We start from the raw sequence: 22924 nt of genomic DNA, 5'->3' as shown, positions 1-22924 counted from the left end.
TTTTCGGCGCATTTTTTTCGCCATGAGGAAATGCCGGATGTCGGATTTGCGCCGGATGCTGATTTCCCGATCATTTATGCTGAAAAAGGAATCATTGACGCCGATTTGTCGTACCGCCCGCCTAAATCGGCGGAGGCGGAAGGGCTCGCGCTTGCCTCATTCCAAGCCGGGCGCCGCTACAATATGGTGCCGGATGCGGCCGAAGCGGTGGTGGAAAGAGCGGGACGGACGGAGGAGCTGCTTGGCCTCTATGAACAGTTTTGCTGGGAGCGCGGCGTAAAGGGGAGCATGAGGCAAAGCGAAGGGGCCGTCGTCTTTCAATTGGAAGGGGTGTCCGCTCATGGCGCCGAGCCGGAGCGCGGCAAAAACGCCGGCGTCTATTTGGCTCAGTTTTTGGCGTCGCTTCCGCTCGATGGCCGAAGCCGGCCGTTCGTTCAGTTTGTGGCCTCCGCCTTTTTCGGCGATGCCCGCGGCCGGCGGCTCGGCCTTGCGTATCGGGACGAACAAAGCGGCGACTTGACGGTCAACGTCGGGGTGCTGTCGTATGACCGGCGGCATGGCGGAACGATTGGGCTGAACATCCGCTATCCGGTGACGGCCGACGGTGACGCGATCCGCCGGACGCTCGCCGGCGCTGCGGCTGAACATGGATTCGCGCTCAGCCGTTTCAGCGATACGAAGCCTCATTATATCGATCCGAGCCACGAGCTTGTCCGCACGCTTCAGCGCGTCTACGAAGAGCAGACGGGCGAGCCGGCCCGGCTTTTGGCCATCGGCGGCGGCACATACGCCCGCGCCTTGACCGCCGGGGTGGCGTTTGGCGCGTTGTTTCCGGGCCGTCCGGATGTCGCCCACCAGAAAGATGAGTATATCGAAATCGACGATTTGGTGAAAGCGACAGCCATTTACGCGCAGGCGATCTACGAGCTGGCGAAATAAACGGCGGTCCGCCGCCCCGGCGAAAAAAGAGAGCGGGGCGGGCGTTGTTTTAACGAAAGGGGGGACGGGATGGAAGCGGCGTTCAAACGGGAGGCGGCGGTGCGAAAACAGGTGTTTCCGCTCTTTTATTTTCTCATCTTTTTTGCTTTTGGCGCGTTGTTTCCGCTTTTGTCCGTCTATTTGCAGGAAGAGGCGCGCCTTTCGGGGGCGGCGATCGGCTGGATCATGTCGCTTCCCCCGATCGTGACGATGGCGGCCCAGCCGCTTTGGGGCACGGCGGCCGATTATACGCGCAAACCGGTCGAACTGTTGACGCTGGCGCTCGGGGTGACAGCGCTGTTTGGGCTTCTTTATTCGCTGGCCGGAAACTACCAGGTGTTCGTCGCCCTGACCGTGCTGCTTTCGGCGGCGCAAAGCGCGATCGTTCCGCTCTCAGACAGCATCGCCCTTCATCATGTGCGCCGCTCGGGCGGAAACTACGGGGCGATTCGGCTTTGGGGGTCGATCGGGTTTGCCGCGTCGGTGTTGGTTGTCGGATGGCTGTCCGATCATGTCGCGTTTGCGGTCATTTTTTACGCCTTTTCGTTGGCGCTGTTTTTCGGCCGTCTTTTCGGTCGACATGCNGTCGATCGGGTTTGCCGCGTCGGTGTTGGTTGTCGGATGGCTGTCCGATCATGTCGCGTTTGCGGTCATTTTTTACGCCTTTTCGTTGGCGCTGTTGGCCGCGTCTGTTTTGGCCGCCCGCCTGCCGCGCTACCCGATGGCGGCGCCGGGGGCGTTGACGTTTCGGGATGTGCGCGGGCTGCTGTCCGTCCGCTCGTTTCAGCTCCTGCTTGTCGCAACATTTTTGCTGTTTGGTCCGATTTATGCCAACAATTCCTATTTCGGGCTGTTGATCCACGAGCTTGGCGGCACGCTGACCGGCATCGGCTTCGCCTTTTGGCTGGCTGCCGGAAGCGAAGCGCCGTTTATGAAAACGGCCGACCGGCTCATCCGCCGGTTCGGCATGACGCGCCTGCTCGTGTTGGCTGCGCTCGTGTCGGCCGCCCGCTGGTGGTCGTATGTCGCCGATCCGCCGCTTTGGTTTGTCTATATCACAGCGATCGTTCAAGGATGTTCGGTCGGGCTGGCAATTCCAACCGCCCTCCAGTATGTGCGCCGCTTGGCGCCCGAGCGGGTGCAGGCGACGGCCGTCGCCCTTTACTCGGCGACGAGCAGCGGACTTGGCGCGTGGTTTTGCACGTTGGTGGGCGGATATTTGTTTGAGCGTTGGCAGATCGGCGCTGTCTACGTGTTTTTTGGCGCTTGCACCATCGTTGGAGTGTTCGTGCTCATTTGGTTGGGGAAACTGGAAAAAACGACCAAATCGGCAGGTGAGAAAGGATGAAACGGAGTCATTATTTCATCGCTGTTCCGCTGACAGCCGAAGCGAAACAAGCCATCGCCCGTTTTTCGAGCAATGCGGCGCCGTCGCTGCCGTTTCGCACATGGGTGCATGAAGAGGACTATCATATCACCCTCGCGTTTTTAGGCGATGTGCCGCCGAAAAAAATGGCGCCGCTGTGCGAAGCGATGGCCGCCACCGCCGCCCGATGCGCCCCGTTTCCCCTCGTGCTTGCCGGGCTTGGGACGTTCGGGGAGCGGACGGCGCCGCGCATTTTTTGGCAAGGAGTCGAAATGGAAGAGCGGCTGCATGCGCTGCGGCGCGACGTGTATGAAGCGTGCATGAAGCTTGGGTTTTCCTTGGACCGGCGGCCGTTTGCCCCGCATATTACGATCGCTCGCAAATGGCAGGGAGCCGAACCGTTTCACCCGGATCGCCTCCGTTCGCTTGCCGCGGCCAAGGCGGTGTTTTCGGTGCCTGAGATCGTGCTGTATCGGACGAATATGGAACGGACGCCGAAGTACGAAGCGATCGCCGTGTTCCCGTTGCTTGGCGCGCCGATGAATGGCCGGAAATAGCAGGTGAAACAATGGGTCAGCTCGTTAAACTCATGGATTGCATTTCCCGCTACGAAACGGATGTGTACTATTATGTGCCGGAGTTCATCCGGCTGAAGCAGCGGCAATGGGAGCAGGCAAAAGCGCGGTGGCAAGCCGAACGAACGGCTGAGGCCAGCGGATGGCTTGAAACGGGCGAGACGTGGAATGCTTGGCTTGACAAACCGTCATGGTGGGAACGGCTGACGAAACGATGGCGCCGCCGTGCCGCGCTTACGGAAGAAGAGACGTTTTCTCTTGCGCCGATGGCTCGTCCGGCGGCTACTCTGGAGGAATTGAAACAGCAGTTTTTGGATGAGTTGTTCGAGTTGCAGCTGAAATGGGCGAGTTCCACGATGATGTACGTTTCCTCCCTCGATGAAGCCGTGTATGGCGATGAGACGTTGAAATATTTTTTGCAACGGTTTCCGGATACGCATTTATGCTTTTACCGGCCGGTGGCGATGGTCGGCAAGGCGCCGGTGGAGCTGGAGACGATGATGTTGACGCCATCCGCGCTCTGGTGCATTGCCTTCGTCGAAGGAAGGCCGGACAACATCGTCATGGCGTCAACCGGCCGGTTTTGGGTGGAACAGGCCGGAACGAACGAAACGAGGCTGGTCAACCCGGTCGTGTCGCTGCGGCGGACGGAGCAGATCGTTTCGGAGATTTTTCGCAAACATGAGGTCGATTGGCCGATCCACCTCGTGCTGTTAAACCGCTCCGGCTACATTGACAGCGGCGGTCTTTTTCCGTTTATCCGCTATATTGATAAGCGAAATTATGACGAGTGGTTTTCCCGCCTGCGCCGCTCCGCTCTCCCGCTTCGGCACGGGCAGCTGAAAGCGGCTGAGGCGCTGCTTCGCCATTGCGCCAGCTTTTACGACCGCCGCCATGACGGGAATATGAGCGGCGAGGAAGGGCAACAATAGAAACATCTGTGCATCGATAGGGCGACCGGCCGATGATTTGGCACCGCCCTTTTTCTTTTACGTATGATGGTATTAACGGGAGAAAAAAGGGGTGAACGCACATGCTTCACATCAGCCGAACGTTTGCCGCCTATTTGGACGAGATGGATCAAATCGTTGTGCTTGCGCCGAAATCGCTCGGCTTTGATGGAATGGCGCCGTTTACGCTCGTGGCGCCGAGCGGCGAGGAGATTCCGCTGTCCGTGCAGCACGTCGAGGATGTTGGGGAGACGGTGAAATATGTGTGCCGGTTTGCATCCGCGTTCGAGTTTGGAGCGACATACTGGGTGCGTTCTTGCCGCGGGGAGGAGACCGATGTTCAAATCGGCGCCGTTGTGCGCACTCCTGCATTTGATGATCGGTTTTTCTATGATGGACCGTTAGGAGCGGAGTATCTCAAAGAACAGACGGTATTTCGCGTATGGGCGCCGACCGCCACCGCGGTTAGCGTCAAGCTGGTTCATCCGCATCTCGACGAGATCCGCTGCGTGCCGCTTGTGTGCGGCGAACGCGGCGTATGGTCAGCCGTCGTCCCCGGCGATTGGGAGCGAGCGCGTTACACATATATCGCCTGCATCAACCGCGTATGGCGCGAGGCAGTGGACCCGTATGCGACCGCGGTTTCGGTCAATGGCGAGTTCGGCGTCGTGATCGACTGGGAGAAAACGAAGCTGGCGCCGCCCTCTTTGCCGCTTCCGCCGCTCTGTTCGCCGACGGATGCCATCATTTATGAGCTGAGCATCCGCGACTTTACCAGCCACCCGGACAGCGGCGCCGTCCATAAAGGGAAGTATCTCGGGCTGGCCGAAACGAACACGAGCGGGCCGAACGGGACGGCCACCGGGCTTTCGTATGTCAAAGAGCTGGGCGTCACCCATGTGCAGCTCATGCCGTTTATGGACTTTGCGGGCGTCGATGAGCGCGACCCACAAGCGGCTTACAACTGGGGATACAATCCCCTTCATCTATATGCGCCGGAAGGGAGTTATGCGACCGATCCAGCGGATCCATACGCGCGCATTGTAGAATTGAAGCAGGCGATCCACACGCTGCACGAAAATGGCTTGCGCGTCGTGATGGATGCGGTCTACAACCATGTCTATGACCGGGAGCAATCGCCGCTTGAGAAGCTCGTTCCCGGTTATTACTTCCGCTACGACGCCTATGGCCAACCGGCCAACGGCACCGGCGTCGGCAACGACATCGCTTCGGAGCGGCGGATGGCGCGCCGCTGGATCGTCGATTCGGTGGTGTTTTGGGCGAAAGAATATGGCATTGACGGGTTCCGCTTTGATTTGATGGGCGTGCACGATATCGAGACGATGAAAGCGGTGCGCGATGCCCTCGACGCCATCGATCCGTCGATCCTTGTGTATGGGGAAGGGTGGGATTTGCCGACGCCTCTTCCACCGGAACAAAAGGCGACGATGGCCAACGCCAAGCAGCTGCCGCGCTTCGCTTATTTCAATGACCGGTTTCGCGATGCGGTGAAAGGGAGCACCTTTCATTTGCCGGACCGTGGGTTCGCCCTCGGCAACCCAGGCGGGCGAGAACAGGTGAAGCTCGCCATTGCCGGGAGCTTGCGAGCGCTCGGCGGGCTGTTTTGCCACCCGCGTCAGTCAATCAATTACGTCGAATGTCATGACAACCATACGTTTTGGGATAAGATGGAGGCGGCCAACCATGATGAGCCGGAATGGCTCCGGCGAAAGCGGCAAAAGCTGGCGACGGCGATCGTTCTGTTGGCGCAAGGCATTCCGTTTTTGCACAGCGGCCAAGAGTTTTATCGGACGAAAGGCGGCGATGGGAACAGCTACCGATCGCCGGATGCGGTCAATCAGCTGGATTGGGAGCGGAAAAGCCGCTATGAAGACGACGTCCGCTACGTTCAAGGATTGATCGCCCTTCGCCGTGCGCATGGCGCATTTCGCCTCGCCACGGAGGCGGAAGTGCTGCGTCATTTCACGTTTCTTGAGCCGCTGCCGCCGTCGGTCATCGCCTACCGATTGCATGATGCCGCCGTCTATGGGCCTTGGGAGGACATCATCGTCGTGCATCATAACGAGGAGAAAGAGACAGCCATTGCGCTCCCCGACGAGCGCGAGTGGGCGGTTGTATGCGACGGACAGCGATGCGGGACAACGCCCTTTGGCCAAGCGCGCGGCATGCTTCGGCTTGACGGCATCGGCACATGGGTGCTCGTCCATCCTGCAGGGTGACCGCTCAGACGGCGCGCGGGGTTCGCCACAAGACCTTTGGAAGGCCGATGAAAAACGAGTATGTTCGCCAAGCCAATGGGGGTTGTCGGAAAGGAGAAGCCGATTTGGCAATCCTTCTGCACTTGAGAAAGACCGGCGTTGAGCAGGTTGTTTGTTTCAGTCGTCAGCCCTTTGCAAGAGCGGCTGCGCTCGTCTTTGGCGCACCCAATGAACGGTGTTCCAGTTGAGACGAAACGGGAAAGGGCGGCCGATCGGAGTGGGAGCCGCGGGGCACTTCCGCTTTGGCAGTTTTAAGCAGGGCGTTTGCCGAGAAAAATGTTTGCATGCCGGAGCGGTATTTCAGTATAATACAAGTAAAACGGACGGAGGAAGGACGCGGCCTGGCCGTCCTTTTTATTTGGGCGCGAGAAGCAAACGGAGATGTTTCTATTTTTAAGTCGCAGGTGAACACGCTTGGAACAGTTACTAGGTAAGGAGTGGGAGATCACTCCCGCTGGCGGCGCTACAGGGGATGCGTATTTTGCGGAATATGAAGGAAAGAAATTGTTTTTAAAGCGGAATTCTTCTCCGTTTCTGGCTGTATTGTCGGCCGAGGGCATCGTCCCGAAGCTTGTATGGACGAAACGGCTCGAAAACGGCGATGTGTTTACGGCCCAGCAATGGCTGAACGGCCGGGAGCTGAAGCCGTGGGAGATGGGAAGCGAGCAAGTGGCGGCGCTGCTAAGGAAAATCCATCGTTCAAAAGAGCTGGTGACGATGCTGAAGCGGCTCGGCAAATCTCCGCTGCGCGCGAAGAAAATGCTCGCTCTCCTCGCTGAGCAGCAGCGGCGTCATCCGGTCGGTGGTTCTGTCGTCTGTCAGGCGCTTGACTGGCTGGAGCAGCATGTGTCGTCATTGCCGGATGGCGAATATGTTGTCTGCCACTGTGACATCAACCATAACAATTGGCTGCTGGCCGATGATGGCACGTTGTACTTGATCGATTGGGACGGAGCGATGATCGCCGATCCGGCGATCGACATCGGCATGCTCCTTCATCTGTACATTCCGCGCGCCGAATGGAAGACGTGGCTCGACCAGTACGGATGGGAATGGAGCCAGGAGCTTGGCCTCCGCCTAAAGTGGTATACGATCGCTCATACGTTGCACTCGCTGTTTTGGCCGAAAGGGAAGGACGGCCAAAAAGAAAAGGAGCAGTCGCTTCGGTTATTGAAGCGCGTCATGGTAGAGAGTTGACCAAGCGAGGCCTCAGCGTCCGAACGGCCGGCGCCGGGGGCTGCGCGATCGCTGTGTTCGGCTGCCGCCGCGCCATTTGTTTCCGCTGCCGATGACGAAGGCGCCGCGGTCAGGACAGCCCATTCACCCAGTCGGCGAGCTGGCCTTGGTGGGCGGAAATGTGGGCGTTTAAATCAGTGCTGTATTTCCCGCCTTGGCCATAAGCGTAAATATGGGGGAGAATTTGCTTGACTTGGCCGTCCACCTCATCGTTGGCGAGCAGCGATTTAGCGAGCCGTTCAATTTGTTCGCATTCGGAAACCGTTCCGCAGCAATCGAGCTGATGTTCGGATAAAATGTCGCGAAGTACGGTCAATTGATGGTTATAGTTGAGCGGCATGCTGGTCACCATCCTTTCGCCAGGCTGTACGGTTTTATCATGCCCGGATCGAGCCGAGTTTATTATTCGAAACCGAAAAGACCCCCTGCTTCTACGCGTGAGCGTAGGTGGGAGAGCGTTCAAGCCCGGGCGTTTTTTCGCGTTTGCTTCTTTGGCGCGAGTGTGGTATCGTCAAACCAACAAACGGAAACAAGGCTGAGGTGTCAATATGCGTTTGCGCAACAAACCGTGGGCGAAAGACAAAATCGCCGCGTATCCGCAATACGTCATTCCCGATCCCGAAACAAAGCGCGGGCGATGGCGCGAGCTGTTCGGCCACGACCAACCGCTCCATGTCGAGATCGGGACGGGGAAAGGCAAATTTATCACGGAAATGGCCAAACTTCATCCGGATGTCAATTTCATCGGCATCGAGCTGTACCCGAGCGTGCTCGTGTCCGCGCTTGACAAACTGATCGAAAGCGGGCTCGCGAACGTCAAGCTGCTGAACGCCAATGCGAAAGATCTGACCGCGTTTTTTGCCGACGGGGAAGTGTCGCGCATTTATTTGAACTTTTCCGACCCATGGCCGAAAAAGCGGCACGAAAAGCGGCGGCTGACGTATCGGGACTTTTTGGCGCTCTATGACCGCATTTTGGCGGAAGACGGAGACATCCATTTGAAAACGGACAATCAATCGTTTTTCGAATACTCGCTTGTCAGTTTGTCGCAATATGGGTTTGTGCTCGCATCGGTCCAGCTCGACTTGCATCAAAGCGGCATGACGGACAATGTCATGACAGAGTATGAGGAAAAATTTTCTGCCAAAGGAAACCGCATTTACCGATGCGAGGCGGTGCGCCCGCCGCGGCGGTCGTCATAGGCCCGAACCGATTGGTCGGGTCTTTTTCTATTTCCGATTGATGGAGAAAATGGTACACTAGTGGAGGGGGGAGAGAGGAAATGGAACAGTTGCGAATTGGACAAGTCACATTGACATGGCTTCGGGGCGGCGTCACCCATCTTGACGGCGGGGCGATGTTTGGCGTCGTGCCGAAACCGCTTTGGTCGAAAAAATATCCGCCGAACGACAACAATCAAATCGAGCTGCGCACCGATCCGATTTTGGTGGAAGCCTATGGAAAACGGCTGCTCATTGAATCCGGCATCGGCAACGGCAAGCTGACCGACAAGCAAAAGCGAAACTTCGGCGTCACGGAAGAATCAGCGATTGATGAATCGCTTGCCAAGCTCGGGCTGACGCGGCGCGACATCGACATCGTCATCATGACCCATTTGCATTTTGACCATGCGTGCGGATTGACCGTTTGGGAAGACGGACGGCTCGTGCCGGCGTTTCCGCGCGCGGCGATCATCACCTCGGATGTCGAGTGGGAGGAAATGCGAAACCCGAACATCCGATCGCGCAATACGTATTGGAAAGAAAATTGGGAGCCGATCGCGGATCAAGTCGTTCCGTTTAAAAAGGAAACGGAAGTCGTTCCTGGCATCCGCCTCGTCCATACCGGCGGGCATAGCGCCGGGCATGCGATCGTGCTCATCGAATCAGACGGGGAGATGGCCATTCATCTTGGCGATTTGCTTGGCACGCACGCCCATCAAAACGTCCTTTGGGTGATGGCGTACGACGATTACCCGATGGATTCGATTTTTGCCAAACAGCGATGGCTCCCGTACGGCATAGAAAGAAACGCGTGGTTTACGTTTTATCACGACGCCTATTACCGGGCGGTCAAATGGCGGACCGACGGAACGATGGAAGCTGCCGTGAAGCGGGAGCGGTCTGCGCTATAGCGGTCTGATCTCGATGATGGCGCCGGTGCAGGCGTTCACGAAAAACTCGTCATCTCCATCGTCGCAACAGACGCCGCCGCGGTATACGGTGTACGCCAGGCCGTTTTTCTCATACCGCTCCGGGGCGGATTGAATCCAGGAACCGCGGATGGCGCGCGGACCGCCAAGCGCGGCTTTCGCCAGCGCCAGCGCTTGTTCCGGGGCAAGGAGCGCCGGTTTGGAAGCGGAGCGGATGGCATAGACGACGGCCGCACCGACGGCGGCGCCGACGAGCCACTGTTTCCAAGCCATGTTTCTTTCCTCCTTTTCGCTTTGATACGGTTTAGTATAGCCGATTTTGGCGGAACATGTAAGAAGGACGGAAAGAAACGGAACGGTGAAATCGAACATAGAAAGGGAGACGCGTGATGAATAAGGACACGCTGCAATTATTCCAAACGTTGACCGAGCTTCCAGGCGCACCGGGTTATGAACATCCGGTGCGGCAGTTTATGCGCCAAGAGCTCGCGAAATACGCCGATGATATTGTGCAAGACCGCCTCGGGAGCCTTTTCGGCGTCAAACGCGGTGATGAGGCGGGCCCGACGGTGATGGTCGCCGGCCATATGGATGAAGTCGGATTTATGGTGACAGCGATCACGGATCACGGCATGATTCGTTTCCAGCCGCTAGGAGGCTGGTGGGATCAAGTGCTGCTCGCCCAGCGCGTGCAGATTATCACGGACGGAGGGCCGGTCATCGGCGTGATCGGGTCGATTCCGCCGCATTTGCTTGATGAGGAGCAGCGCAAAAAACCGATGGAGATCAAAAACATGTTGATTGACATCGGAGCGGAAAGCCGTGAAGATGCCGAACGAGTCGGCATTCGCCCCGGCCAGCCGATCGTGCCGGTCAGCCCGTTTACTTTGCTTGCCAACGGAAAAACCGTGATGGCAAAAGCGTGGGACAATCGGTTTGGCTGCGGATTGGCGATCGAGCTGTTAAAAGAGCTGAACGGCGAAACAGTGCCGAACGTCTTGTACGCCGGGGCGACCGTGCAGGAAGAGGTCGGGCTGCGTGGGGCCCAGACGGCGGCCTCGATGATCAACCCGGACATCTTTTTTGCCCTGGAAGCAAGCCCGGCCAACGATATGTCCGGCGACAAGCAGGCGTTCGGCCATATCGGCAAAGGAGCGCTCATCCGCTTGTACGACCGGACGATGATTACGCACCGCGGCATGCGCGAATTTGTGCTTGATACGGCGGAAACGATCGGCGTCCCGTACCAGTTTTTCATTTCCCCAGGCGGCGGAACCGACGCCGGGCGGGTGCATATCGCCAACCGCGGCGTGCCGTCGGCGGTGATCGGCATTTGCGCCCGCTACATTCATACGCATGCGTCGATCATTCATGTCGACGATTACGCGGCGGCCAAACAGCTCATCGTTGAGCTCGTCAAACGGTGCGACCGGACAACGGTCGAGACGATTCGCCAAAACAGCTGAGGAGAAGCGAGCGCTTCTCCTTTTCCATGACAAGGAGGGCACTGGATGAAAACCGTTGCGGTTGGAACGAACAACGAAGCGAAAATCGCCGCCGTTCGGGCGGTGCTTTCGGAAAAGGAATACCGCATTGTATCGCTTGAGGTGCCATCAGGCGTTTCCGCGCAGCCGCTGTCCGATGAAGAGACGCGGCTTGGCGCCATCGGGCGCGCCAAACGGGCGCTCGAAGCGACGGAGGCGGACATCGGCATCGGATTGGAAGGCGGCGTGACGAAGATCGATGGGCAATGGTGGCTGTGCAACTGGGGGGCGCTCGTTGACCGAGACGGAGTGATGGTGGCCGCCGGCGGCGCACGCCTCGCCCTCCCGCCGGACGTCGGCGCCGGCATCGAGGCGGGGCGCGAGCTCGGCGACGTGATGGAAGCGTACACCGGGCGGAGGAACGTTCGGCGGAAAGAAGGCGCGGTCGGCGTATTGACGAACGGGCGCGTTGACCGATCGGCGATGTTTTCCCACATCGTCGAGCTTTTGGCCGGTCAATATGAATGGCTTTGTCAAAACGGGTCGTTCCATGTATGATAAATAACGAACGGTCATGCCGATGATGGCGGGCGGCTGAATGAGCGGGCCGCGCGAGGATCTAGACCGAGCGGCCGGCAAAGCGAGGGGCGGCGCCAAACGGTGAAAACGCCGCACGGGCATGGCCTGGCATTGTCAACGCCGGATGCGCCTTTGGCCAAGTCCCGGCCGAAAGAGGGAAACGGAAGGCACGGCCGCCGGCAAAACAAGGAGGAACACGAATGAACAGCCGGCAAATGTATGAGAAGATTAAAGAGCGCCTCGTCGCCCACCGGCACTGGACGTTTCGCTTTGACGCCAAGCAAGACGCGATGCGCGTCGAAGACCGCCGCACGAAAAAAGGCGTCACGATCTCGCTTCCCGGCGTGATCGCCAAATGGCACGAACAAAAAGATGAGGCGGTGCGCGAAGTCGTTTATTATGTAGAGGAAACGTTGAAAACGATGGAGGAAGACGCGGCGCTTTCCGGCAACGAGCGAAACATTTATCCCGTCATTCGCTCGGCGTCGTTTCCGACGGAGACGAAAGAAGGCATTCCGTTGCTGTTTGATGATCATACAGCCGAAACGCGCATTTACTATGCGCTCGACCTAGGCAAAACGTATCGCTTGATTGATGAGCGCATGCTGGAGAAAGACAAATGGAGCCGCGAGCGGGTGAAGGAAATCGCCCGTTTCAACGTTCGGTCGCTGCCGACGCCGGTGAAAGAGGATCGGGTGGCCGACAACGTGTTTTATTTTGTGAACACCAATGACGGGTATGATGCGAGCCGCATTTTAAACGAATCGTTTTTGGCCGGCATGCGGGCGCGCGTGGAAGGAACGATGGCCGTCGCTGTTCCGCATCAAGATGTGCTCATCATCGCTGATGTCCGCAACGACATCGGTTATGACGTGCTCGCGCAAATGACGATGAGCTTTTTTGCCGGCGGCCGCGTGCCGATCACGGCGCTGTCGTTTTTATACGAAAATGGGAAACTTGAACCGATTTTTATTTTAGGAAAAAAACGGAGAACGTAGCGGCAAGGAGGAATGAAGCGATGAACGTGTTTTACAACCGAGAAGGGGTCGGCGACGTGCTGCTCGTGTCGCTGAAACCGGCGGCGGATGAGGAACGGACGTTTGTCAGACAAGGCGATGTCGTCCGCATCATGTCCGAACGGACGGGCGAGACGGTCGGCTATAACATTTTTTCCGCGTCTTCGTACTATCCGTTTTCCGGCAACGGTCCGCTGGAAGTGAATGAGGAGCTCGTCGGCGTCATCAACGACATCTTGGCGAAAAACGGTTTTGACGAACCGATCGAAGCTGACTTGTCGCCAAAGTTTGTCGTCGGATATGTGAAAGAGAAAACGAAGCATCCGAACGCCGATAAATTGAGCGTCTGCCAAGTCGATGTCGGCGGTGAGGTGCTGCAAATCGTCTGCGGAGCGCCGAACGTCGCCGAAGGGCAAAAAGTCGTCGTCGCCAAAATCGGCGCCGTGATGCCAAACGGCCTCGTCATTCAAGAAAGCGAGCTGCGCGGCGTCCGGTCATCCGGCATGATTTGTTCGGCCCGCGAGCTTGGGCTGCCAAACGCCCCGCAGGAGAAAGGCATTTTGGTGCTGTCCGATGAGTATGAGGTCGGCCAGCCGTTCGTTTTTTGACGTTCCGACGGGCGGTGCAGACGGATTCCGACTGTTGTTTCGCCACTGGAACGACGCCAGTGGCGTTTTTTCCGACAATGAAGGCAAAGAAAGAGTGACGTGATGGATGAAATTTTGGAAACGATGGCTTCGTTTTCTCACGAGCGACGAGGAAGAGGAAGGGAACGAGCAGCGAGCGAATTCCCGGCTGTCGGCCGGCATGCCCGAACGCGGCGCGGTGAATGTCATTTACCAATATCCGCAAGGCCGCTTCCGCTTTCCGTTGATTCCGGATGACCAGCCGGGTGAAAATCAGGAAAGGCCGAGGCGGGAGAAAAGCGAGGCATCCCGGCCGCTGCCGAGTCGGCGCCCGTCAGCTGGCGTTTCAAGGGAAATAGCGGAAAAACGGCCGTTCCGCCCGTCCGATGTGCCATCCCCGGTTTTTGGATATGATCGGAATCGGGGGAAACAGCGGCAACGAGCGGATGAACCCGAGCTGACCGGTGCGGGGGACATAGAGAATCGGAGCGATGAGGCGGTTCGGGAAGAGGCCCTCCGCGGAGAAGCGACACGGCGAGACGCGCGAGAGGGCACGGAAAGCCGGGCGGCTGAACCGCCAAAAGAAGAGGCGCCTTTGGCCAAGGGGGCAGAGGAATGGAACGAAGACGCGAGCGGAGCGATGCCCGCGGCTGTTATGGAAACGGAAGGAAAACATGAGCTGGCGCCGGCGGCAGGGCAGGAAGAACGTGATGCCGAGGCGGATGAAAAGAAAGGGCAGGAGCTGGACGAACGAGGCAACGAACGCGCGCCGCACGCAACAGACGGCGGCTTGGAGAGCGAAGGACGAGGGGTGCCGTCACAGATGAGGAATGGAGACGGAGGGAGCGCTTCTTCGACAGAACAGCGGGAGACGACCCCAGATCGCGAAATCCGTCACTCGGCGGCGCCCGCGGGCCGGGAGGAGGCTTCCCGCCCCGAACGAACGCGCATCCCGTATAATGTGATCATGTTAAAGCAAGATTGGCGCAAACTCGAAGAAAAGGCGGCGAATCGATCGAACGGCTGCGTACTGCCGCCATTGGCGCTTCTTGAACCGCCCGAGAAAGCGGCCGAACGCGACGAGCAGTGGCTTCGCGACCAATGCCAGCGTTTGGACCGGACGTTTGCGAGCTTCCATATCGGCGCCAAAGTCGTTGGGGCGACGCAAGGACCGACGGTGACGCGGTTTGAAGTGCAGCCGGATTTAGGAGTGAAAGTGAGCAAGATTACGAGTTTAATCGATGATATCAAACTCAGTCTGGCGGCGAAAGATATTCGCATCGAGGCGCCGATCCCGGGAAAACGGACGATTGGCATTGAAGTGCCGAACCGAACGAGCCGTCCGGTGCGCCTGCGGGAAATTTTAGAAAGCGAAGCGTTCCGTAAAAGCCCATCGCCGCTTACCGTGGCGCTTGGGCTTGACATTAGCGGTGCGCCGGTCGTGACTGACATCCGAAAAATGCCGCATGGGCTGATCGCCGGGGCGACCGGGTCGGGAAAAAGCGTATGCATGAACGCGATGCTTATCAGCATGTTGTATAAAGCAGCGCCGCACGAAGTGAAATGGCTGCTCATTGATCCAAAAATGGTCGAACTGGCGCCGTACAACGGGCTGCCGCATTTGCTCAGCCCGGTGATCACCGAGGCGAAGGCGGCGGCGGGGGCGCTCAAGTGGGCGGTCGGCGAAATGGAACGGCGGTATGAACAGTTTGTCCACGCCGGCGTGCGCGATATTGAAAAGTATAACGCCCATCTTCGCGAACGCGGAAGCAGCGAGCCGCCGCTGCCGTACATCGTCATCGTCATTGATGAGCTAGCGGACCTCATGATGGCCGCTCCAGCCGATGTCGAAGAATCGATTTGCCGGCTGGCGCAAAAAGCGCGGGCGTGCGGCATCCATCTGCTGATCGCGACGCAGCGGCCGTCGGTCGATGTCCTCACGGGATTGATCAAGGCGAACATTCCGACGCGCATTGCGTTTTCCGTCTCCTCCCAAGTCGATTCGCGCACCATTTTAGATGTGAATGGGGCTGAGCGGCTGCTTGGGCGCGGCGATATGCTGTTTTTGGAAAATGGTTCGGCCAAGCCGGTGCGGCTGCAAGGCTGCTTTATTTCTGATGAGGAAATCGAGCGGGTGGCAGCGCACGTGAAAGAGAAGCAAGGCCCATCCTATCTGTTTGATCCGGACGATTTTCGGCAAACGGCGTCGATGGGCGGCGAGGATGACGAACTGTTCGAGGAGGCGTGCCGGTTTGTCATCGCCCAAGGAGGGGCGTCGACATCGAGCCTGCAGCGTCATTTCCGCATCGGCTACAACCGCGCTGCCCGGTTGATCGAGATGATGGAGGAACGAGGGTTGATTTCGGAGGCGCGCGGCAGCAAACCGCGCGATGTGTTGATGAGCGAGGATGAGTGGGAGCGCTGGCGCGAGCAGAACAGCTGAGGGCGGGCGGCCTCCTTTGGGCGGGCGGTAGTGTTTTGCCTCCTTGCGTGCTATAATGGGGAAATGAATGGTGCACCGCAATGAGAGAAATGGCAAAACGAGATGGATATCATATACTGTCTTACAGAGAGACGATGGTTGGAGGGCTTAACGATGACAGCTTACCATTTTGTAGGCATTAAAGGCACGGGGATGAGCGCGCTCGCGCAAGTGCTTCATGACCTTGGCTATACGGTGCAAGGGTCGGATGTAGAGAAATGGTTTTTCACGCAAAAGGCGCTTGAAGAGCGGGGAATCCCGGTGCTGCCTTTTTCGAAAGACAATATTCGTCCAGGTTATACGGTCATTGCCGGCAACGCATTTCCGGATACGCATGAGGAAATCGAGGCGGCCCGTCAGCTTGGTGTGCCTGTCATTCGTTACCATCGCTTTTTAGGCCAGCTGGCAGGCAAGTTTACGAGCATCGCGGTGACCGGTTCGCATGGAAAGACGACGACGACGGGGTTGCTTGCCCATGTGATGCAAGGAGCCCATCCAACGTCCTATTTGATCGGAGACGGCACGGGAAAAGGAGAGCCAGGGAGCAAATACTTTGTGTTTGAAGCGTGCGAATACCGCCGGCACTTCCTTTCCTACTTTCCAGATTATGCGATCATGACAAATATTGACTTTGATCACCCGGATTATTTTGCCAATGTCGACGATGTGTTTTCCGCTTTCCAGCAAATGGCGAATCAAGTGAAAAAAGCGATCGTCGCCTGCGGGGATGATCCGTATTTGCCGAACATTCAGGCGAAAGTGCCGATTTTGTTTTATGGATTCGGCGAAGAAAACGATTTTCAGGCGCGCAATATCGTCAAGACGACGGAAGGGATGGCGTTTGATGTGTTCGTGCGCAACACATTTTTCGCTTCGTTTGCCATTCCGCGCTTCGGCACTCATAACGTATTGAATGCTCTCGCCGTGATCGCCCTCTGCCACTACGAAGGGGTGGATGCGGGCACGATCGCCAAGCGGCTGCAAACGTTCCAAGGCGTGAAGCGCCGCTTCAGTGAAAAAACGGTCGGGCGCCAAGTGCTGATCGATGATTACGCGCATCATCCACGCGAAATTACGGCGACATTGGAGGCGGCAAGGCAAAAATATCCGGGGCGCGAAGTGGTGGCGATTTTTCAGCCGCATACGTATACGCGGACGCAGACGTTTTTGCGCGAGTTTGCCGAAAGTTTGCTGCAAGCGGACCACGTGTATTTGTGCGACATTTTCGGCTCGGCGCGCGAACATGAGGGCAAGCTGACGATCCGTGATTTGCAGGCGCAAATTCCGCGTTCCCAGCTGCTTGAGGAACAAAACGTAGCCGTGTTGAAGCAGCATCAAGACGCGGTGTTGGTGTTCATGGGCGCCGGCGACATTCAAAAGTTTCAACAAGCGTACGAACGGGCCGTTCTTTCCGCCTGACGGCCGACAGGGAACGGGCTGTGATGAAGATGGCCCGTTTTTTCCTGTTTCAAAAAGGAAGCCGTCTTTTCTATGTCGAAGTTTGAAAGCGGGAAAAGATGGGTACAAAGGGAATGAAACGTTCGAATGGGCAAGGAGGGAATCGGGTGGAATGGCTTTTGTATGGAAGCGTGGCGCTCATCGCGCTTGCTTTTTTGCTGCTTGTTGTTTACATAGCCAGGACGCTCATCGTTTTGCAGGAAACGCTGCGCCGGCTGACGGCGGCGATCGACCATGCCGATGAGCAAGTGCAAACGGTGGCGAAAGAAGTTCGTGAACTTCTCCATACGGCCAACGGCATCGCCAGCGATGTGCAAAAAAAAGTAGAAACGCTAAATGGCGCAATCGAAGCGGTCGGAGAGATCGGCGGCACGATTCGTTCGCTCAACCGCGCGCTTCGGCAGGCGGCTGCCGGTTTGTCGGCGCGGGCGGGCCTGGGGCAAGGAAAATGGGGCAAGGCGTTGCGCTGGACAAATGTTTTGCTCGATTTACGGGAAAAATGGAGAAAAAACAATCGTTAAAGGAGGGTGTATCGAATGGCGAAAAATAACGGTGGATTTTTGCTTGGCGCGCTGGTCGGCGGCATCGCCGGCGCGGCTGCTGCGTTGTTTTTGACGAGCGAAAAAGGGCGGAAATGGCTGGCCGAGTGGAGCAACGATGAAACGTGGGAGCCGGTGAAAACAACGGCTGTCGAATGGTTGGAAACGGCGAAAGAGAAAACGAAGGAAATCGCCAACTTCATCCCGTTGAAATCCACGACGGCGCCAGCCGGCGGGGAAAACGATGGAGAGGAAGCCAAGGAGGCGACGATTCCGATTCCGCCATCCGCCGGGCCAGCCGACCGGGAAACGCTGCAAAAGCTGCTTGAGGAAGCCGAGGCGGCGCTTGATGACGCCGAGCAAAGCATCACGTCGCGAAAAGAAACGGAGTGAAGGCGATGGGAATGGAGAAGCTGGAGACGATCGAACAGTTTGACCGCGTCATGAAGGAAACGGAGCGTTTTTTGTTCGTCAAGCATAGCCTCACCTGCCCGATCAGTCAAGCGGCGTTTGGCGAATGCGAGAAGTTCGCCGCAGACCATCCAGAGCTGGCGGTGTATTGCCTGTACGTCCAAGAGGCGCGGCCGCTCTCCAACTATATCGCCGAAACGACCGGGGTGAAACACGAGTCGCCGCAAGTGCTGCTGTTTGAAAACGGCCGCGTCGTCTGGCATGCGTCCCATTGGGCCATTACGTATGGCGCGCTCTCGGAGCATGTCGGCGCTTGACCGTCCGCCTTTACTGCGGGCGGTTTTTTGCACACTTTTTACTTTATCGCTTAAAAGCGTTTAATCAAAAAAGCATTTTTTTCGTGACAACGATAGCTCCATCGATTATAATAAACACTAATTAAACGACTTCGCTCTCCAAGACGGGGGCGCCGCTTGCCGGCAAGCGGCGAAAACAATGCACTACACTTGGCGAAAGGATGAGAAAAGCATGAGCAATGAGAGATTAGACGAACTGCGGGCGCGAGTCGATGAGATCAACTTGCAGCTGTTGAAACTGATCAATGAACGGGGGCGGCTCGTTCAGGAGATCGGAAAAATTAAAGAAGCGCAAGGGACGCACCGCTACGACCCGGTGCGCGAACGGAAAATGTTGGATCTCATTTCCGAGCATAACGATGGGCCGTTTGAAACATCGACGCTGCAGCACATTTTCAAGGAAATTTTTAAAGCAGCGCTCGAGCTGCAGGAAGACGACCACCGCAAGGCGCTCCTTGTCTCGCGGAAAAAGCATCCGGAAAACACGATTGTTGAAGTGAAAGGCGAGCGAATCGGCGACGGCAATCAATATTTCGTCATGGGCCCGTGCGCTGTGGAAAGCTATGAACAAGTCGCTGCGGTGGCGGAGGCCGTGAAAAAACAAGGGATCAAGCTGCTGCGCGGCGGCGCCTACAAACCGCGCACGTCGCCGTACGATTTCCAAGGGCTCGGCGTGGAAGGGCTGAAAATTTTGAAACGGATCGCCGATGAGTTTGATTTGGCGGTCATCAGTGAAATCGTCACGCCGGCGGACATTGAAATCGCCTTGGACTATATTGACGTCATCCAAATCGGCGCGCGCAACATGCAAAACTTTGAGCTGCTTAAGGCAGCCGGCCAAGTGAACAAGCCGATTTTGCTGAAGCGCGGCTTGGCGGCGACGATTGAAGAATTCATCAACGCCGCTGAGTACATCATGTCACAAGGAAACGGGCAGATCATTTTGTGCGAGCGCGGCATCCGCACGTACGAGCGGGCGACGCGCAACACGCTCGACATTTCGGCTGTGCCGATTTTGAAGAAAGAAACGCACTTGCCGGTGTTCGTCGATGTCACCCACTCAACGGGGCGGCGCGATCTGCTCATCCCGTGCGCCAAAGCGGCCTTGGCGATCGGCGCCGACGGCGTCATGGCCGAAGTGCATCCGGACCCGGCCGTCGCCTTGTCCGATTCCGCCCAGCAAATGGACATCGCTCAATTCAACGAGTTTATGGAAGAAGTGCGCGCGTTCCAACGTCAGTTTGTTCAGGCGTAAGACGATCCCCTCGGTTGTTGCCCGAGGGGATTTTTTGATGAGATGGCGAGTGTTGGGGCAAACTACCCGTGAACGGTTTGTGAACAAACCGGCAAAATGGTTGCGATTTCGTTGCGAGTTGGCGATAATGTATCGTATGATAGTTGTACATACATTCGGAATTTGACCGGTTATCGGATCGAGCGAAAAGGAGTGAAACAAAATGACGGTAACGATTTATGATGTGGCGCGGGAGGCGAACGTCTCGATGGCGACCGTCTCGCGCGTCGTCAATGGCAACCCGAACGTCAAACCGTCGACGAGAAAAAAAGTGCTTGAGGCCATCGAACGGCTCGGCTACCGCCCGAACGCCGTGGCGCGGGGGCTCGCCAGCAAAAAAACGACGACGGTCGGAGTGATCATCCCGGATATTTCGAGCATTTTCTTCGCCGAACTGGCGCGCGGCATTGAGGACATCGCCACGATGTACAAGTACAACATCATTTTGAGCAACTCCGACCAAAACAAAGAAAAAGAGCTGCATTTGCTCAACACGATGCTCGCCAAGCAAGTGGACGGCCTGTTGTTTATGGGCGGGACGATCACCGATGAGCACGTCGCCGAATTTCAAAAGTCGTCGGTGCCGATCGTGCTTGCGGCGACGATGGGACCGAACGAGATTCCCTCGGTCAACATCGACTATGAGCAGGCGGCGTTTGAAGCCGTGACGTATTTGCTGGAAAAAGGAAACCGCCGCATTGTCTATGTGACCGGTCCGACCGATGACCCGATCAACCAGCGGAAGTTGGCGGGGTACCGACGCGCGCTTGAAGAACACGGCGCGCCGTATGAGGAAGAGCTCGTCATTGAGGGCGACAACTCGTACGACTCCGGCTTGGAGGCGTATGAGAAAATCACAGAGCTTGCCGAACGGCCGACGGCGGTGTTTGCTGGCACGGACGAAATGGCGCTCGGCATCATCCACAGCGCCCAAGACCACGGGGTGCGCGTGCCGGATGAACTGGAAGTCGTCGGTTTTGACAACACGCGATTGGCGACGATGGTGCGGCCGCGGCTGACGACCGTCGTGCAGCCGATGTACGACATCGGGGCGGTGGCGATGCGGCTCTTGACGAAGTATATGAACAAAGAGCCAGTGGACCACCATATCGTTGTCTTGCCGCACCGGCTTGAAGTGCGGGAGTCGACGAAATGAAAAAAGCTGGCCTCAACACGGGGGCCAGCTTCTTGCTTGCTTTGCTCCATTTCTTTTTTGACAGCTGCAATCGCCTTGCAGTCGGCCCGTTTTTCGGTGAAAACGGAAGTTGACTAGGAAAACAGGACGTAGAAATCCATTGTTTTCTTTAAATGAAAAAAAATCAAGTCCCCGCCCGGCGTTGACTGCGAATGAAATACAACGCCTTTTCCACCGTTTGCGCATTTTTTTCGCTGATCTCCGCCTTGCGCGGGATCGGGGGATACAAGTCATCCGGGTCGTCCCACTCGAGCGGAAGCGCGACGGGTGAAAGCGGTTGCCAACGTTCGCGCCACTCATCCGGCAGCGGGCCGGACACATCGGCTTGTCCCGTCATCTCGAGCCAAAGGAGCGCCCATGCCCGCGGCACGACGCGCCAGATGTCATAGCCGCCGCCGCCGACGGCGATCCAGCGTCCGCCGCAATATTCATGCGCGATTTCGTGCGCGAGTTTCGGAATGGCGCGGTACGTTTTCATCGTCACCGACAAATGGGTGAGCGGATCGTAATAGTGGGCGTCGACGCCGTTTTGCGTCACGATGACGTCCGGGCGGAAAAAGTCGGCGATTTCCCGAAGCGCGGTCGTATAGGCGGCGATCCATGATTCGTCTTCCGTGAACGCATCAACGGGAATGTTGAACGAATAGCCGTAGCCCGCGCCTAAGCCGCGCTCGTTGACATTTCCGGTCCCTGGGAACAAATAGCGCCCCGTTTCATGAATGGAAAACGTGCAAACGTTCGGATCGTCGTAAAACGCCCATTGCACCCCGTCGCCGTGGTGGGCGTCCGTGTCGACGTACAACACGCGCAGTCCGTATTTCTCCCTGATGTATTGAATGGCGACCGCGCTGTCGTTGTAGACGCAAAAGCCGGATGCTTTGCCGCGGAAGCCGTGGTGCAGACCGCCGCCAAGGTTGAGCGCATGCTCGGCCGCTCCGGAAAGAACCGCGTCGACGGCGGTGAGGGTGCTGCCGACCAAAAGAGCGCTCGCTTCGTGCATGTTTGGGAAAATCGGCGTATCCTCGGTGCCAAGGCCGTAGTTTTGCGCCGCCGCTTCCGACAGCTCGCCGCGCCCGGCCGCTTTCACCGCCTCGATGTAGGAGCGGTCGTGAATGAGCGCCAGCTCGTCATCGGTCGCCATGCGCGGGGCGACGATCTGGCGGTCTTCGAGCGCGCCGAGCGTGCAAAGCAAGTCGTATGTCATTTTGACCCGCAGCTGGTTGAACGGATGGTCGTCATGAAATTTGTACTGAAGAAATTGCTCGCTATAGACGAATGCGCAGTTTCGGCTCATGACGTAACCCCCGGCAAGTTCGGCCATAGCACGTGATAGCCGGCGTTTTGCAAATCGCGGATCAATGGAAGCGGATTCATCGTCTGCACGCGGAAAACTAAAATTTTCTCATTCGGATCCGGAGCTGGATACACCAAGACGCTGGCGATGTTCACATGGCGCTCGCTGATGATGGCCGCCGCTTTGCTTAACATGCCGGTTTCGTTCGGCACTTTGATCTCGATTTGCGACCCCGGCTGGTGAACGCCGGTCAATTCAATGAACGTGCGGAGCAAATCCGTTTGCGTGATGATGCCGACGAGTTTCCCGTGATTGACGATCGGCAGACAGCCGATTCGGTGTTCGTAAAAGAGCGCCGCCACCTCCTCGACGAAATCGAGCGGATGGCCGACGATGAGGTCGGTTTTCATAATCGTGCTGACCGGTTTTTGCAAGTCTTCAAGATGTTCATGAAGATGGAAAATGGACGGGCTCGCGTCGCGCAAATCTTGGCTCGTCACAAGCCCCAGAAGACGTCCTTCCTCGTCGACGACCGGCAGATGGCGGATGCGGTGATGTCTTAGCAGCTGCAGCGCTTCGGCGATTGTATTGGTGGCGCGAAGCGTGATAACCGGTGCTTTCATCACTTGTTCGACAAGCATCGTTCTCCTCTCC

Annotated in this window: 22 protein-coding genes and 2 pseudogenes; 20 read left to right on the top strand and 4 right to left on the bottom strand. The window is 57.3% G+C overall.

Translation table 11 applies throughout. The features are described from left to right. The 7 genes and pseudogenes from T260_RS136865 to T260_RS136885 all read left to right on the top strand — a co-directional run. Nucleotides 1-939: Sapep family Mn(2+)-dependent dipeptidase (locus T260_RS136865; RefSeq protein WP_023633320.1), on the top strand; the 939-nt coding region annotated here is incomplete at its 5' end. 69 nt (nt 940-1008) lie between these two features. Beyond that, a pseudogene (locus T260_RS0119385) lies at nt 1009-1524 on the top strand (MFS transporter); the annotation flags it as partial. A gap of 40 nt (nt 1525-1564) precedes the next feature. Next, nucleotides 1565-2326, top strand: a pseudogene (locus T260_RS0119380) (MFS transporter); the annotation flags it as partial. Continuing rightward, on the top strand, nt 2323-2901 hold the full coding sequence (thpR, locus tag T260_RS136870; protein WP_011232303.1) for an RNA 2',3'-cyclic phosphodiesterase: 579 nt from the start codon (nt 2323-2325) through the stop codon (nt 2899-2901). The pseudogene T260_RS0119380 and the gene thpR, both read left to right, overlap by 4 nt. 11 nt (nt 2902-2912) lie before the next feature. Next, entirely contained in the window at nt 2913-3851 is a 939-nt protein-coding gene (locus T260_RS136875; RefSeq protein ID WP_014196578.1) for a hypothetical protein, read from the top strand. Nucleotides 3852-3952: 101 nt separating this feature from the next. Next, nucleotides 3953-6109 carry a type I pullulanase gene (gene pulA, locus T260_RS136880; RefSeq protein WP_023633319.1) on the top strand — a complete coding sequence of 719 codons (2157 nt, stop codon included), beginning with the start codon at nt 3953-3955 and terminating at the stop codon, nt 6107-6109. Nucleotides 6110-6562: 453 nt separating this feature from the next. Continuing rightward, nucleotides 6563-7345, top strand: coding sequence for a phosphotransferase family protein (locus T260_RS136885; protein ID WP_015375644.1), 783 nt, complete (start codon nt 6563-6565; stop codon nt 7343-7345). A 109-nt stretch (nt 7346-7454) separates the two neighbouring features. On the opposite strand, the gene T260_RS136890 is transcribed toward T260_RS136885, so the two are convergent. Continuing rightward, complete coding sequence (locus tag T260_RS136890) at nt 7455-7724, bottom strand: YtzH-like family protein (protein ID WP_011232298.1); 270 nt, start codon at nt 7722-7724, stop codon at nt 7455-7457. A gap of 208 nt (nt 7725-7932) precedes the next feature. Here T260_RS136890 and trmB point away from each other — a divergent pair, with 208 nt between their 5' ends. Next, entirely contained in the window at nt 7933-8586 is a 654-nt protein-coding gene (gene trmB / locus T260_RS136895) for a tRNA (guanosine(46)-N7)-methyltransferase TrmB (protein ID WP_011232297.1), read from the top strand. An 80-nt stretch (nt 8587-8666) separates the two neighbouring features. Continuing rightward, nucleotides 8667-9518, top strand: a complete 852-nt coding sequence (locus T260_RS136900; RefSeq protein WP_023633318.1) for a YtnP family quorum-quenching lactonase — start codon at nt 8667-8669, stop codon at nt 9516-9518. On the opposite strand, the gene T260_RS0119375 is transcribed toward T260_RS136900, so the two are convergent. Next, entirely contained in the window at nt 9513-9809 is a 297-nt protein-coding gene (locus tag T260_RS0119375; protein WP_031212076.1) for a PepSY domain-containing protein, read from the bottom strand. The genes T260_RS136900 and T260_RS0119375 overlap by 6 nt on opposite strands. 116 nt (nt 9810-9925) lie before the next feature. On the opposite strand from T260_RS0119375, the gene T260_RS136905 reads away from it, so the two are divergent. The 11 genes from T260_RS136905 (at nt 9926) to ccpA (ending at nt 20937) form a co-directional block, all read left to right on the top strand. Further along, nucleotides 9926-11002, top strand: coding sequence for a M42 family metallopeptidase (locus T260_RS136905; protein WP_011232294.1), 1077 nt, complete (start codon nt 9926-9928; stop codon nt 11000-11002). A 45-nt stretch (nt 11003-11047) separates the two neighbouring features. Beyond that, entirely contained in the window at nt 11048-11578 is a 531-nt protein-coding gene (locus T260_RS136910; RefSeq protein WP_023633316.1) for a DUF84 family protein, read from the top strand. 221 nt (nt 11579-11799) lie between these two features. Continuing rightward, nucleotides 11800-12597: a DUF1444 domain-containing protein gene (locus T260_RS136915; RefSeq protein WP_011232292.1), complete on the top strand. Its 798-nt coding sequence runs from the start codon at nt 11800-11802 to the stop codon at nt 12595-12597. Nucleotides 12598-12617: 20 nt separating this feature from the next. Beyond that, complete coding sequence (gene ytpR / locus T260_RS136920) at nt 12618-13223, top strand: YtpR family tRNA-binding protein (protein WP_013144448.1); 606 nt, start codon at nt 12618-12620, stop codon at nt 13221-13223. Nucleotides 13224-13329: 106 nt separating this feature from the next. Continuing rightward, entirely contained in the window at nt 13330-15684 is a 2355-nt protein-coding gene (locus T260_RS136925) for a DNA translocase FtsK (RefSeq protein WP_014196572.1), read from the top strand. 153 nt (nt 15685-15837) lie between these two features. Beyond that, nucleotides 15838-17142 (top strand): UDP-N-acetylmuramate--L-alanine ligase, encoded by a 1305-nt coding sequence (murC, locus tag T260_RS136930; RefSeq protein WP_011232289.1) that lies wholly within the window; start codon nt 15838-15840, stop codon nt 17140-17142. A gap of 146 nt (nt 17143-17288) precedes the next feature. Beyond that, on the top strand, nt 17289-17702 hold the full coding sequence (locus T260_RS136935) for a DUF948 domain-containing protein (RefSeq protein WP_011232288.1): 414 nt from the start codon (nt 17289-17291) through the stop codon (nt 17700-17702). Nucleotides 17703-17717: 15 nt separating this feature from the next. Next, entirely contained in the window at nt 17718-18113 is a 396-nt protein-coding gene (locus T260_RS136940) for a hypothetical protein (RefSeq protein ID WP_011232287.1), read from the top strand. 5 nt (nt 18114-18118) lie between these two features. Further along, nucleotides 18119-18448 (top strand): bacillithiol system redox-active protein YtxJ, encoded by a 330-nt coding sequence (ytxJ, locus tag T260_RS136945; protein WP_011232286.1) that lies wholly within the window; start codon nt 18119-18121, stop codon nt 18446-18448. Nucleotides 18449-18659: 211 nt separating this feature from the next. After that, nucleotides 18660-19742 carry a bifunctional 3-deoxy-7-phosphoheptulonate synthase/chorismate mutase gene (locus tag T260_RS136950; protein WP_011232285.1) on the top strand — a complete coding sequence of 361 codons (1083 nt, stop codon included), beginning with the start codon at nt 18660-18662 and terminating at the stop codon, nt 19740-19742. A gap of 202 nt (nt 19743-19944) precedes the next feature. Further along, the gene (gene ccpA, locus T260_RS136955) at nt 19945-20937 is read left to right on the top strand and encodes a catabolite control protein A (protein ID WP_023633315.1); all 993 of its coding nucleotides are present in this window, start codon (nt 19945-19947) and stop codon (nt 20935-20937) included. Nucleotides 20938-21100: 163 nt separating this feature from the next. On the opposite strand, the gene T260_RS136960 is transcribed toward ccpA, so the two are convergent. Next, entirely contained in the window at nt 21101-22270 is a 1170-nt protein-coding gene (locus tag T260_RS136960) for an acetoin utilization protein AcuC (RefSeq protein ID WP_011232283.1), read from the bottom strand. Next, nucleotides 22267-22911, bottom strand: a complete 645-nt coding sequence (locus tag T260_RS136965; protein WP_011232282.1) for an acetoin utilization AcuB family protein — start codon at nt 22909-22911, stop codon at nt 22267-22269. The genes T260_RS136960 and T260_RS136965 overlap by 4 nt, the downstream gene beginning before the upstream one ends. Between the last annotated feature and the right edge of the window lie 13 nt (nt 22912-22924).

This window comes from Geobacillus thermopakistaniensis (genome assembly GCF_000498995.1).
In the GTDB taxonomy this organism is placed as follows: domain Bacteria; phylum Bacillota; class Bacilli; order Bacillales; family Anoxybacillaceae; genus Geobacillus; species Geobacillus thermoleovorans.
Note: the sequence above shows the minus strand (reverse complement) of the source record. Positions and strands in the feature narration are given on the sequence as shown.